The 12,798-nt window shown below is 45.6% G+C and carries 12 protein-coding genes; 2 read left to right on the top strand and 10 right to left on the bottom strand.

From position 1 onward, the window contains the following. Positions 1-40: 40 nt before the first annotated feature. The 5 genes from ACX9NY_RS10590 to ACX9NY_RS10610 all read right to left on the bottom strand — a co-directional run bounded on the left by ACX9NY_RS10590 (position 41) and on the right by ACX9NY_RS10610 (position 4,822). Entirely contained in the window at positions 41-1,096 is a 1,056-nt protein-coding gene (locus ACX9NY_RS10590; protein ID WP_472478550.1) for a dockerin type I domain-containing protein, read from the bottom strand. A gap of 192 nt (positions 1,097-1,288) precedes the next feature. After that, positions 1,289-2,581 (bottom strand): amidohydrolase, encoded by a 1,293-nt coding sequence (locus tag ACX9NY_RS10595; RefSeq protein ID WP_472478551.1) that lies wholly within the window; start codon positions 2,579-2,581, stop codon positions 1,289-1,291. 78 nt (positions 2,582-2,659) lie between these two features. Next, positions 2,660-2,953 carry a hypothetical protein gene (locus ACX9NY_RS10600; RefSeq protein ID WP_339242124.1) on the bottom strand — a complete coding sequence of 98 codons (294 nt, stop codon included), beginning with the start codon at positions 2,951-2,953 and terminating at the stop codon, positions 2,660-2,662. Between the two features lie 74 nt (positions 2,954-3,027). Continuing rightward, positions 3,028-4,131, bottom strand: a complete 1,104-nt coding sequence (locus ACX9NY_RS10605) for a saccharopine dehydrogenase family protein (RefSeq protein ID WP_472478552.1) — start codon at positions 4,129-4,131, stop codon at positions 3,028-3,030. Further along, on the bottom strand, positions 4,115-4,822 hold the full coding sequence (locus ACX9NY_RS10610) for a class I SAM-dependent methyltransferase (protein ID WP_472478553.1): 708 nt from the start codon (positions 4,820-4,822) through the stop codon (positions 4,115-4,117). The genes ACX9NY_RS10605 and ACX9NY_RS10610 overlap by 17 nt, the downstream gene beginning before the upstream one ends. Before the next feature lie 129 nt (positions 4,823-4,951). Here ACX9NY_RS10610 and ACX9NY_RS10615 point away from each other — a divergent pair, with 129 nt between their 5' ends. Further along, positions 4,952-6,061 carry a helix-turn-helix transcriptional regulator gene (locus ACX9NY_RS10615; protein ID WP_472478554.1) on the top strand — a complete coding sequence of 370 codons (1,110 nt, stop codon included), beginning with the start codon at positions 4,952-4,954 and terminating at the stop codon, positions 6,059-6,061. 176 nt (positions 6,062-6,237) lie between these two features. On the opposite strand, the gene yidC is transcribed toward ACX9NY_RS10615, so the two are convergent. The 3 genes from yidC to ACX9NY_RS10630 all read right to left on the bottom strand — a co-directional run bounded on the left by yidC (position 6,238) and on the right by ACX9NY_RS10630 (position 9,124). Then, on the bottom strand, positions 6,238-7,125 hold the full coding sequence (gene yidC / locus ACX9NY_RS10620; protein ID WP_339260772.1) for a membrane protein insertase YidC: 888 nt from the start codon (positions 7,123-7,125) through the stop codon (positions 6,238-6,240). Continuing rightward, positions 7,062-7,412 carry a hypothetical protein gene (locus ACX9NY_RS10625; RefSeq protein WP_342572757.1) on the bottom strand — a complete coding sequence of 117 codons (351 nt, stop codon included), beginning with the start codon at positions 7,410-7,412 and terminating at the stop codon, positions 7,062-7,064. Before ACX9NY_RS10625 ends, yidC begins: the two co-directional genes overlap by 64 nt. 92 nt (positions 7,413-7,504) lie before the next feature. Further along, positions 7,505-9,124: a DUF4153 domain-containing protein gene (locus ACX9NY_RS10630; protein ID WP_472478555.1), complete on the bottom strand. Its 1,620-nt coding sequence runs from the start codon at positions 9,122-9,124 to the stop codon at positions 7,505-7,507. A 135-nt stretch (positions 9,125-9,259) separates the two neighbouring features. Here ACX9NY_RS10630 and ACX9NY_RS10635 point away from each other — a divergent pair, with 135 nt between their 5' ends. Continuing rightward, a complete protein-coding gene (locus ACX9NY_RS10635; RefSeq protein ID WP_472478556.1) occupies positions 9,260-11,050 on the top strand; it encodes an ABC transporter substrate-binding protein in 1,791 nt (596 codons plus the stop codon). A gap of 60 nt (positions 11,051-11,110) precedes the next feature. On the opposite strand, the gene ACX9NY_RS10640 is transcribed toward ACX9NY_RS10635, so the two are convergent. Together ACX9NY_RS10640 and ACX9NY_RS10645 are read right to left on the bottom strand one after the other, a co-directional pair. Next, a complete protein-coding gene (locus tag ACX9NY_RS10640; protein ID WP_472478557.1) occupies positions 11,111-12,460 on the bottom strand; it encodes an FtsW/RodA/SpoVE family cell cycle protein in 1,350 nt (449 codons plus the stop codon). Beyond that, positions 12,457-12,792, bottom strand: coding sequence for a PadR family transcriptional regulator (locus ACX9NY_RS10645; protein ID WP_253434636.1), 336 nt, complete (start codon positions 12,790-12,792; stop codon positions 12,457-12,459). Before ACX9NY_RS10645 ends, ACX9NY_RS10640 begins: the two co-directional genes overlap by 4 nt. Between the last annotated feature and the right edge of the window lie 6 nt (positions 12,793-12,798).

Raw genomic sequence — 12,798 nt, forward strand, 5'->3', positions numbered from 1 at the left:
AAAAGTATTGTTATTCCTTATCCAAATTAAAAAAAATGAATTAATCAAGGTGTTGTATTTTTTCTTTTCCAACAATGTATACTTTTCTAGGCTCCGTATTGGAGTCCCAAGTGGACTGAGTAATAACTTCGAGCACAAGATAATAACCTTCGTCCTCTTCTTTAACGGTATACTGTGCTCCTGTTTCCCCTTCGATTGGCAGCATATCTTCTCCCGTAGCTTCTGTCGCGCGGTACCACTGGTAAGAAGGAGTATTAAGGGAATCATTGTAATCAATATCCATTATATAATGACGAACCCCAATTTCATTTCCAATTAACATGGCATTCATCAATTCACCATTTAGTACATACGGCGCATCATCTACTTGCTTGAAGGTCAACACATAGTCATTGTTTTTTCCGCCAAGTGTTTTGCCTTTGTACCCTTTTAACAAAGCATCCATGTCCCCGAGCGTGGGTTCCGTATTACGATCCACATCCATTCGGTTCATCTCTACATAAGAAAAGCTGCGACGAGTCATCATGTTACGAAGATAACTGAAAAGGTCAGATGCATCCAGGGAATTCACTTTTCCGTCTGCATTTACATCCCCTTTTTTACTAATGTAAAGTTCAATGTTATCCGTAACAGTCTCTGATGCACCAGAGATCATATAATTCGCTTTTAATTCGATGCTGATTTTGCCGCTTTGGCGAGGAATAACCACCAATGTGCTCTCAGGCGTTGGCATATTCTCATCTTGTCTGGTTTCTACATACACCTCAGCGATACTGCTATCACTTGAGCTGGCTGTAGGTGGGCTATACTCATCGGATCGAAATTGTGTACTTAGATTGATTCTGATGATATTATTGATGGTCACCTCGATGGGCACATCGCGTAAAGAAGGATCATTTGGTTTCGATGAATAACTTAACCAGTTGATGCCATCATTAAGAACAGGTTGTGAAATGTTTATTACCGGACCAATTGCACCTGCGTCAGCCTGCGGAAGCGTTCCACCTATAGGCAATGCAATGCCCAATCCGAGCGCAGTCAACATGCTTTTTTTCAATATTGGCTTAAGCCGTTTTTTGTTTTGTTTCCCCTTCAATTCATGTTCCTCCTCGTGTACATTTCTAATTTGAACAACTACACGCTCAGTATAACGAGTCATTCTGAACCAATTCTGAACAGGACCATGGAACTATTTCCAGTTGTAATTCGACAAAAAACGCCATGGAGTAAGCCTCCATAGCGTTTTGAGCACAAATATTTTTCCAGTTTGGATTAAATTCACTAAAAATTAAATTCCCTCAACAATCCTTTTGGCTCTAACCTTCACCTCACGGTAGAGTTCATCCTCATCAATCGTTAACAACTTCCTGCCTTGCATGAGGATCTGACCGTTCACAATCGTGGTATCCACATCCGCACCGTTTACACTATAAGCCAGTAACGATTCTACTTCATGTACCGGTTGAAGATGTGGTTTCGCCAGATCGATCAGGATCAGATCCGCCTTGCGCCCCACCTCAAGTACACCCACTTCATCCTGTAAACCAAGCAGAATAGCACTTCCGCGTGTAGCCATGTGTAGAACGTCCTTGGCTGGCAAGCGTGTGGGATCGCCATAGTCTAGCTTTTGCAGCCAGGTCGCCGCTTTGATCTCCTCGAACATATCCACGGTTGTGGCACTTCCCGCTCCATCGGTTCCGATCCCCACGTTAATCCCCTGGGCCAACATCTCGGTAATCGGAGCGATTCCACACCCTAGCTTCAGATTGCTGACCGGATTGTGTGCTACACCACCACGCATACCCTTCAATCTGCTGATATCTCTTCGATTGAGGTGCACACCATGCGCAAGCAACACATGTGCCTGTTCGAACATCCCCGCCTCTTCCAAATACTCCGTCGGGGTCATACCATAACGTTCACGAATCTTCACGACTTCCTCTTTCGTCTCAGCCAGATGAATATGCAGCGGGATATCCTCCTTGACAGCCATAGCAATGACTTCACGGAGTGGCTCTACGGGACATGTGTAAGGAGAGTGGGGTCCATACATGGTTGTAATTCGCCCATCGGCGGCTCCAGACCAGCGCTCTACAAGATCAATCGCTTCCTGCAACCTGCGTCCCCCATCGTCCTCCATGAATACCATTCCGCGTGTGAGCGATGCCCGGATACCTGTTCGCTTGACCACTTCGGCAATCTCGTTCATATGAATGTACATATCGGCAAAGGCAGTGGTACCCGAACGGATCATCTCGGCGATGGATAACTTAGCTCCCCAATAGATATCTTCCGGGTTCATCCGCGCTTCAGCAGGCAGCATTTTGCGTTCGAGCCAGTCCATCAGCTTCAGATCATCCGAGAATCCCCGGAGCAGGCTCATTGGTGTATGTTGGTGGGCATTAATGAGACCCGGCATGGCAAGCTTATGGCGGCCATCAATAATCTCATCTTGCGGTTGAGGCAAAATGTGGTCAGCAATCTGCGTAATGCGATCTCCTTCAACACGAATATCCCCCGTAAAGGGGGCATCGGCATCTTTCATCGTTAGAATCGTAGCTTGCTGAATCAGTATACTCATTACATTCACAGCTCCTCTGAATGGGTTATCGTTCCTTCCATATCCGAGGTTAAGCCTTCACGTAACGGCAAGGTCAAGTCATTTTAATTTTTGAATCGTCATCTTTCTGAAACTTTGTATAAAAGGTTTGGGATCAATTTCGACCATATATGGATATACTCCAGTGCTCGTGTGCAGATAGAAAAATCCACCTTCATTACCCATACGGCGAAATGACATATCAAACACTTCCGTGATGTTGAATTCACGGTATTTGGTCACGATTTTATCTGAATACAGAATCATCGAACGGGCATTCACTTCAATCTCTTGGGCGAGACCCGTCACTTCTCTCTGTACTTTGTAATAAGGTAATACAGCAACGCAGTTCATGATCTCCCTCCATTCATGCCATGATTATTGTTACATCATAGCAGATCGGAGGGTGCCAGCAAAAGAATATGAAACTAGGTGATCCTGGTCGTCACCTTTAGTGGCGTATGAAGTGCATCCTGAATGTCCTGCAACGAGAGAACCTGTTCGATATGAAACACACCATGCGGCAAAGCTGACTCTATTTTATATACATGTTCGGCCACAGCTGCTGCTACGGCTGCTGTTGCATCTGCTTCCTTATCGCCAACAAGCAATTGTTCGACGCGGATTCGTTCCCCATTTTCCCACCCAATGGCATCGACCTTGACCGCATACATCGGCTCTCCTCCAGGAATAAGACCAAAGGCCTTCACTGTTCCATTCCGAATAGACGGGATACGCAGCAGGGAAAACAGCCCTATACGTTTGGAGATTGCCATGGATGTTGTGATCCAGCGGGAATCCAGGCATAGTCTGGTCGATACGGTTGGAATACGTAAGGTCCGAGCAACCACGTGTTGGTCCGAAAAGTTAAATCGATACGCCTTCCGGTTACCCAATTCCGCTCCAAAATCGATCCTTTTGCCATCTCCGAAACTTTGCACCTCCGTAGGCTTGCCCTTTTGCATCACCTGGTAGGTGGCATTCATCTGATCAACCGTCCACTCCACGGCTGCTTTTCCGTGTTTCTCTCCAAGTCCCAGCATCACGGTAATGTCTGCTTCCTCCACCTGATCCATATGCATGGTCGCTTCGCGTACAAGCAAGTTTGTTACTCCCGGTGATAGTCCAACGCTGAGTATTGCGGTCGATTTGGAATGTTGCATTGTGGTGTGCAGCTGTTCAACCTGAGCGAGAAAATCATACTTTGCAGAAATATCAATATAATCGGTTCCGGCTTGTGCACAGGATTCAACAAACCGGGTATCACTCTGATCGACACACATGATGACCAGCTTCACAGACCGTAACATGGACGGCTCCACAGGTTTGGTCACATCCAGTTGTAGCGGCAGTACCGCACCACCTGTAGACCTGCTGAATTCTTCCGCACGGTTCATGCGTGTACCCGCAGCCCATACTTTCCCCGGGAACAAACGTCCCAGTTGAGTACATATCATCTGCCCTACTTGACCATAACCGCCAACGACCCAGATCTGATCTTTCATAGGCTTCACGTTAGTTTCGAATTGCATAATACCCCTCCACCCAGAACGCCCCGAAGTAACGTGTAATATGTGAGAAACCGCATTCGGTCAGTAGCTGAGTCATCTCTTCAGAGCATATTGGATCGGATTCACGGCCCAGGGAAGCAGCAAAGCGCTCCCACTCTTCAGGAAGCACACCCACACTGAGCATGTGATCCTGCCAAGCTTGCATCATGATTGAATGTGCCGGAGAACGAAGATCGGCATTTACAGCCGCAATGATCAGTGGTGCACCCGGTTTAAGTCTCGCTGCCAGACTTGTCAGGAATGCTCGTTTGGCCTCCATCCCTTGAAGAAAATGCAACATGAGCATGCTTGTCGCCCCATCATATAAAATATCCTCCGGCAATGCTTCAACCGTGACAGGTTGCAGCGTCACTCTGGAGCCAATACCCGCTTCCGCGACTCGTTTCTCAGCAAGTTGCAGCATCGGCAGCGAAGGATCTACTCCCGTGAACATCCAGTTGGAATGGCGTGAACCCATCAGAGCTAATTCTTTTCCTCCTCCAGCTCCAGCAACAAGTATATGAATTTCGTTGTTATCCGCAAAATATGCTGCAAGCAGCCGTTCCATTAGATCATGCATATGAGAATAACCCGGAATTTTCAAGGCTATCGATTGTTCGTAACGATGAACATCTGCTGTTTCCCAGCTCATCGGTGATGGATTGTGATTCATGGACACCGCGCTCCTCTTGAATTGAAGTTAGACTTGACTCGTTGTTCGTCTAATTTCATTATAGAAGGATACGCCGAGCCTACAATCCCAGAACATTGGGATATACGCATAGAGAGAGGAGTAATCTTGTTGACATCACCTATTGATCGGAGCCGCAGACTTATCACTTCTCTTGAAAAAGGAACCTGGACCTCACGTACCTACCGGGAAGCTGTTCTCAAGCAGATCCATTCGGTTGTACCTTACGACGCATACTGTTTCACCACCGTTGATCCTTTGACTCTTCTCTCCACTGGAGCCGTGACAGAAGAAGGCATTGAAGCCATTCATGATCGGTTATTCATGAATGAATACATGGAAGAAGATATACATAAGTACGCTGAGTTAATTCGCAGCGGTGAACATACAGCTACACTTCATACGGCCATGAACGCGCAGCCTGAACAAAGCCCACGTTATATCAACATTCTTCAGCCAGCGGGGTTCGGTGATGAACTGCGCGCTGTATTCGTCAGTGGAGACGCTTGTTGGGGATATCTGACGTTGTATCGCAAAACTGAGAATTCTTTTTTTACAGAAGAAGAACGGTTGCTGATTCAGACCTGGACTGCTTCGATTGCATCGATGCTGCGGTCCACAAGTCTGACCCTTGTGGAGGAAATCACGAGTGGAAGTCCTGAGGAACCCGGGATTATGATCACCTCGGATACGTTCCAGCTCTTATCCCTGAACGCCCCGGCAGAGTATTGGCTGTCCCAATTGCGTATGCTGGAACATATAGGGCCGGATGTTCTGCCCCGCCCGGTACGTGCAGTGAGTTCGCACTTGCAGCGCAAGAATCGGGTAGAACAGGCTGACGATACTCAACTCACTCCCAAATCGCCCTCCAAAGTCTGTATCCAGCTTCCGGATGGCCGTTACCTCATACTTCATGCCAGTCTTATGCAACAACTCTTGGGACCGGATCAGATTGCCATCCGTTTGGAGCAGGCGATGCCGCAGGATTTGCTGCCCTTGCTTGCCGAGAGCCATGGATTATCCAGTCGAGAAAGGGAACTGCTGGGTTATGTGCTTCGCAGCTATTCGTCCAAAGAGATTGCTGCAGCGATGCATATTTCTGTCTACACCGTTCAGGATCATTTGAAATCGATTTTCGCCAAAACCAAGGTATCCTCACGTCGAGAGCTCATCTGGTATTTCGTTTCCCGTTTCCAACTGTCGAATGAACCGACAATATGACGTGACGGAACAGATGAATAGCTGCTCAATAGAATGCGAGTACATTTAATCTACTTCGTTTCTTGAATACAAAGAAGCCGATCCTAAAGGATCGGCTTCTTTCTTAGGCTTTTGCAACGTATAACACGTTCGTACTAAATATCTTGACGATGCAATGATTACGTCCATATCTTTTTCTACGACTTTGCAGGTTTCCGAGTAGATTTGGATGAACCAGATTTTTTATTCTTTTTCTGACTCACTTCCACTATTACAGGCTCCTGCGGGTGTTCTACAGGGTACATCTTGCGGAATAATAACGTCTGTAGTACCAGGAACGAACCCCCAACCGTCCAATAGAGCGGCATGGCTGCAGGGGCTGTTAGAGAAAAGAATGCCATCATTAATGGGGAGAGATATCCCATAATGGCAAACTGTTTTCGCTGTTCAGGCGCCATATTAGCTTGGGATACCTTCGCTTGAATCAGATAAATGACCGCGACCACCACAGCGAGCACGTAATCCGGTGCACCCAGTTTGAACCACAGGAACGAATGGGAGGACAACTCCGGTGTAAGTCGGATAGCCGTGTAAATACCTGAAAGTATAGGCAACTGAATGAGCATCGGCAAGCAACCAATATTCAGCGGATTAAACTTATGTTTCTTGTATAGCTCCATCGTTTCCTGAGACAGCTTTTGCTTATCAGCAGGGTCATTTTTGCCTTCATATTTTTTCTTGAGGGCATCCATCTCGGGTTTCATGGCGTTCATGATGACTCGTGTTCCCTGCTGGGACTTCGCTTGACGCATCATCAATGGCAACAGTGCTAAACGAATGACCAGCGTGATCACAATAATCGCCACCCCATAGCTTCCATTAAATATGGTGGCAATATGCTGAATCAGATACGACAGTGGAAATACAATGTAATGGTTAAAAAATCCCGGTGTCGATGAGGTAATCTCCGACACGTTGTTGCTGCATCCGGCAAGCAGCATGACTGCAAACAAAATAGCAATCAGGCCATAGATCCGTCCCTTGCCCGATGTAAACGTGAATCCCTTGTTCGTCTTATGTTCCATATATATCCTCCTCGTTGATTTGTTGACCAATCGTTCAACGAGGAATGACAATCTGGTTCATCTTCATCGGGCGCTTCTCTTCGTCTAATCATGCGGCTCCAGTCTTCCTGTCTGTGCTGTCTGTCCAAACACAGGGCGGGAAGTACAGGTTCAAGTCCACCACCGACGCCACCTTCCACCCAGTACTCCGTCATGCCACAATGAAGATGGGCAATATAGGCATAACTGACGGTGAAGATGAGTCCAATCGAGAATAAATATGGTAATAACTCGTGCAGTTCAAACAAGGGATTCACCCCCTTTATAGGTTAGTTTTTATATTATAACACTTACATATTGTTTTTGCATAAATCCGTTCGTGAAAATAGCCAGTATTCAACTATTCCGTTCTCAATTTGGACATTTCTAGCTCAGCTCTGTGTTTTGCAACGTTATAAGAAGGCCAGGAACGATTGGCTGTATCCCTCTCCAGATAGGCTTGACGTTCCAGCATTTCTCTCTTGAGATCCGGGTACTCCTTCAGAGCAAACTCTCGAAGTAACGGAGTCGCATCTGCCGATAGACCTGCCAGGTAGGATGCATCAATATTGCCAGTTTGACGGTAACGTTCTATGTTCAATTCGGCAATCCTGCGATCCATGCCCACATAATTGACGGCAACATATGCAGTCAGTGCGAGCACAATATACCAACGGATCAACGGAATCGACGTATAACGTATACGAAGGCCGGCAATCAGCAACAGAAGTGCGAGAAAGATCATAAATGCGTGTACCAGGAACCGGATGTACGTATATCCATATGCCTGTTCATATAGATTTAGGCGCATAAACGCGGAATACAACATGATTGCTGAACAGCTGACCAGAATCAGGAGAAGTGCCTGATGCACGATCATGCCTACTTTTCCACTCGGACGTGTGAATTGCAATGCAACAATAAGAATAAAGAAATTAATACCCGTAACGAGAATCAGCTCCGCAAACCCACTTCTCGCATACTCAGCGTATGACAGATCTACCGGAAGATGTCCCTCTCCGGCACCAAACAGATACGAAAACTGCACAAGTACGAACATAACGTACACACAGTTGATGACGATCAGCATGGTGCCCACAATGATGGGGTCCAATCTGAATGGTCCTCGAAGAACCGGAGTGCGTTCGGGCTCGGGTGTAATTTTATTCGTAACCTGACCCTTAGGGAGTGGATCCACAGGAGAGTATATATAAGTGTGATCACGCTTATCAAGCGTGGTTGCTGCTCCACTTTTCCAATGTGCATTCTCTCTCTTCTCTGTCTCATATTGCATCGGCTGGACAAATCCCCATACATAACCGAATAACAATATACCTCCGATGAACATCCAGATGATTCTTGGCAGTCCTGGTGTAAAAGCCAGTTGATTTAACCACTCCGGGAAACCGGATAAATATTGATCGAAGACCCCGTCAGCGGATGACAATAACGTGATCACAACAATAAGAATAGGCAAAGATGCCACAAGACCGATGAGCACTTTAAAAACAACTGTTTTCTGTGATTTGCCTATGCCACGCCCGCCTGCTCTCACAGCAAGGGCCCCAACAGTCCCCCAATGACGTATGGCTTGAGGCAGTAAATGGTCAATCGCCGTACCAATCAACCCGATCTCCCACCACTGCTTCTGTTTTCTACCCATTAGATACGTCATATGTAAGATGATCAGGCCCGGTACAACTAGAAAATTAAGTACACGCAGCAGTTCGTTGTCGTATAAGAGGAACGTTAGCGATAACAACAGCGCAACACCCGCAACAAATGCATCAATCCACTGGAAAGACCTCATACGATCCCGTGCAAACAGATACATAAACACGTATAAGAAAATAACAAAGATAGGATACGATACGCCAATCTCATTACCATAGAATAAATACTGGTGAATGATCGCAAGTATCCATGCAGACAGTAGCGTGATTAGAGCGCGTTGCGGTGAATCCATTATTTTATCAATCATGGGAAAAACCTCCATTAACCTTTCTATGCTATATTCTAGATGATAAAATAGGAATATAAATAGAAATTAAAATCGATAAAACTTCTTATTTTAGAGGAATACGTCAGAGTTCACCTCCAGGAGGGAATCATCACTTTGAAATTACATCAGCAATATCTGCTGTTACATCGCCAATACGGTCATCATACAGAACATGAACTTACGCTTGCCGACCTCGCTGAATTGCTCGAATGCACGCATCGTAATACATTAACGATTGTCAAAAAGATGGTTGCTCATGATTGGATTAGTTGGGTTTCCCAACGTGGCCGCGGTCGTCGTTCATCACTGACTTTGCTTGTTCCGGCCGATCAAATCGCGGCTGAATACATGATGCAAGCCATGAATCGCCGGGAATTGCAGGAAGCTGCCGAGCAGGTGAGTGCATTCTCCAGTTCAACAACCATGCAGGATCATCTAAACCAGTGGTTGCTCGGGTATTCGGGACATCATACAGAAGCCGGCACCAATAATGAGCAGATTGATACACTACGGCTACCCCTGCGCCAACAGCTTCATGCGCTTGATCCGCTGTACATTAATCTGTTGGCTGAATCCTTTGTGACCAGCCATGTCTTTGACGGGTTGGTTCAACGTAGTGAAAAAGGGGAGATTCTCCCCTGCCTCGCTCATACTTGGGATGTCAGTGCAGACCGACAGACCTGGACGTTTTATTTACGAAAAGGCATTACATTTCACAATGGTCAGATGCTGACGTCCCATGATATTGTGCATACGTTTGAACGGTTGCAATCTACAGACCTCCGAACACTGTACCGTGATGTGAGTAAACAGATTCTATCTATTAAAGCGGTAGGTCCCTTGACCGTGTGTTTCCGGCTTAAAAAACCTCACGAATTATTTTTGTCCTTCCTTACAACAAGTCGTGCGGCGATTGTACCCTCACCGGGAACACACGAACTTAACATGAATCATGCGGGTGATCTGCATGCAATGCAAAAACCTGTCGGGACGGGGCCGTTCAAGGTTACTGCCTGGGATGATCACTTGTGCAGACTTGAAGCCTTTTCATCGTATTTTCAGGGTAGAGCACATATGGACCGGGTAGACATCCTGCAAATTCCGTGGAGTGCCTCGGCCAAAATGGACGATAGTCAAGAGATCGAAACTCCGTTCTTCCATCTTGTTCATAATCCATCTTCGTCCGAGGGTGCAGACTGGACTCAGATTAGCGCAGGTGTGATGGTTCATAAATTACTCACGTGTAATACGCAAAAAACCGGACCGTTAAACGATCCGGAAGTAAGAGCACACATCCAGTCATGCCTTGCTGAAATGTATAGAGATGACGGACATGCAGATGACTCTGAGGTTGTGGTACCTCATTTTAGTAAAGTGAGTACCCAGATGGTCCAGGTACATTCGGAGGGATGTAACCATATATCTCAACGACTCAGTGCCACTCGTCCCGTATCCCTGCACATTGCAACCATTCCACAATATCGCAGGGATGCACAACAACTGGCATCTATATTGGAGCAGTGCGGTTACTCCTGTACCGTCCGCACAGGCACGATGGAGCAGTTCAAAGGAGATCTGCGGCTGGAATCTGATCTGATTCTCTTTTCTCTGATTCGGGACAGAGACGAAGAACTGCGCAGGTATGATCTTTATTCCACGTTGTCCGAGCATCTGGAAGATTCTGCTCGTATAACGATTCATGAGATGTTGCAAACCATTATCGCCTCTCCGATTGCAGCAGATCGAACTTCTGAATTAGACCGAATTGAGCAATTTTTGGTTGATCAGAATTTACTGTTCCATTTATCCAAAAAACCGGTAGAGACGGCTTATTTGCCTTCCGTTCGTGGCCTATCTTTCAACAGCCAGGGCTGGGTGAACCTGCGTCATATCTGGTTTCCGTGAATGCTCATTAAACGAGCATAACAATACCTTCATTCATAATGCGGTAATGATTTTGGATGCCTATGAATTGGTCAGTAGGTCGGCATCCATCTTCTTCGGCATTTCGTCATTTTTCTTCGAAGTAGTATCCTTCCGGCGGTAAATACCGAGCAGTAAACCGAGCATGGCGTAATCAAACATCAAGTGATTTCCGTATCCAATTAAAGGAAATGTGATACTGATAATAGGTGCTTTTCCGGTAGTCATAGCCAGCGAATAGATGATTTGCATTGCAAACATAGCTGTGATACTGACAATAATCATACGGCCAAAATCATCCCATATGCGAGGAAGCATTTTCACCATATTGGCAACAAACCAGATGATCGCCACCAATAGCAGTATCCCGGCAGACCAGCCAAACACATCAATGAGCAGCACTCCTGGGTAATTGAAATAACTCGTTTTAAACCTGTCAAACGTTGTATCAATCCCGTTACCCCACCAACCTGATGATCGAATAATTTCGATAATGGAATAGTTACTATAGGCACTGCCATAAGGATCATCCTGAAGATTCAAAACGACAGTGAGCCTCTCCAGTCGTCCGTATTGATCTGCAAAGAACAATAACAATACAAAAATAATTCCTGTTATAACTGCACCTATGACTGTATAAAGCCATTTTCGCGTGAGCCAGCCAAATAAAATAATGGACATTATGCCAAACAGAAACAAGCGAACCCAGTCCAACGTTTGAAACAATAGTACTGCGGGAATCGTTACCATCGCAATGTAGGTCAATATGGATTGCATATTACAATTGGAACGAAGCTTGTCCACCATAATGGCACCTATAGCAAGTGGCAAAATCCACACTGAAGCTGTGGTAAGGTCTAGTGTTAAGCCAAATAAGCTCCAATATCTGCTATTACCATAAATATCTGTAGTTATCATTGGACTGATCCATAACATGACATTCAGTAGAATATAGATCCACCAAGCAGCTTTTTTCAACTTACGATAATCAAAGTAAATAAAGAACAACATCAACAATACACCTATAACGGTGTACACGACATGATTGCGATATAAGAACTGATACTTTTCATCTGCTACATTAATCGTAAAAACCCACATTAAGAACAGACTTATTATAGACAAAGCAATTAATCCAACTAACAGCCCCCAATGCATTCGGTGACGATGTAACCGGTGCATACTCTTGCCTACAACAGCTGGATCGCCCATCTGTTCAATGGCGTATGCAATTGCTTCTTCTTCTGAATAACCTTCTTCTTCTTTGTCCAAAATGATCTCTTCCATGTGGTTTCCCAACTCATCACGCAAGTCGTTATGTACTTCGCGAGCTTTAACCTCAACACACATGTGATCAAGATAATGCTGAATTCGTTCATCTCGATTCGTCATGTCAGGCCTCCTTCCCCAAGCACCCGATCCACAGCTCTACGGAACAAATTCCACTCCGCTTTTTTACTTTCTAAGGCCTCCATGCCCTTGTCACGAATCGAATAATATTTACGTTTACGGCCTTCAACCTCCATCCAGTACGACTCTACCCATCCTTCAATCTCCATGGCATGCAAAATAGGATATAACGTGCCTTCTTTCAGATTAAACACACCCTCGGATTGACGATGTAATTCCTTAATTAATTCATAACCATACAACGGTCGTTCCTGAAGCAAGGTCAGAATCAATGTTTCGGTACTACCTTTAATCATTTGTTTGTTAACCTGCATGCGCTC

Source organism: Paenibacillus sp. CB74 (assembly GCF_055687625.1).

Coding starts and splice junctions, on each gene's coding strand:
- ACX9NY_RS10595 (WP_472478551.1), bottom strand. CDS start 2,581: ATGAGTATACTGATTCAGCAAGCTACGATTCTAACGATGAAAGATGCC.
- ACX9NY_RS10600 (WP_339242124.1), bottom strand. CDS start 2,953: ATGAACTGCGTTGCTGTATTACCTTATTACAAAGTACAGAGAGAAGTG.
- ACX9NY_RS10605 (WP_472478552.1), bottom strand. CDS start 4,131: ATGCAATTCGAAACTAACGTGAAGCCTATGAAAGATCAGATCTGGGTC.
- ACX9NY_RS10610 (WP_472478553.1), bottom strand. CDS start 4,822: ATGAATCACAATCCATCACCGATGAGCTGGGAAACAGCAGATGTTCAT.
- yidC (WP_339260772.1), bottom strand. CDS start 7,125: ATGGAACATAAGACGAACAAGGGATTCACGTTTACATCGGGCAAGGGA.
- ACX9NY_RS10630 (WP_472478555.1), bottom strand. CDS start 9,124: ATGATTGATAAAATAATGGATTCACCGCAACGCGCTCTAATCACGCTA.
- ACX9NY_RS10640 (WP_472478557.1), bottom strand. CDS start 12,460: ATGACGAATCGAGATGAACGAATTCAGCATTATCTTGATCACATGTGT.
- ACX9NY_RS10645 (WP_253434636.1), bottom strand. CDS start 12,792: ATGCAGGTTAACAAACAAATGATTAAAGGTAGTACCGAAACATTGATT.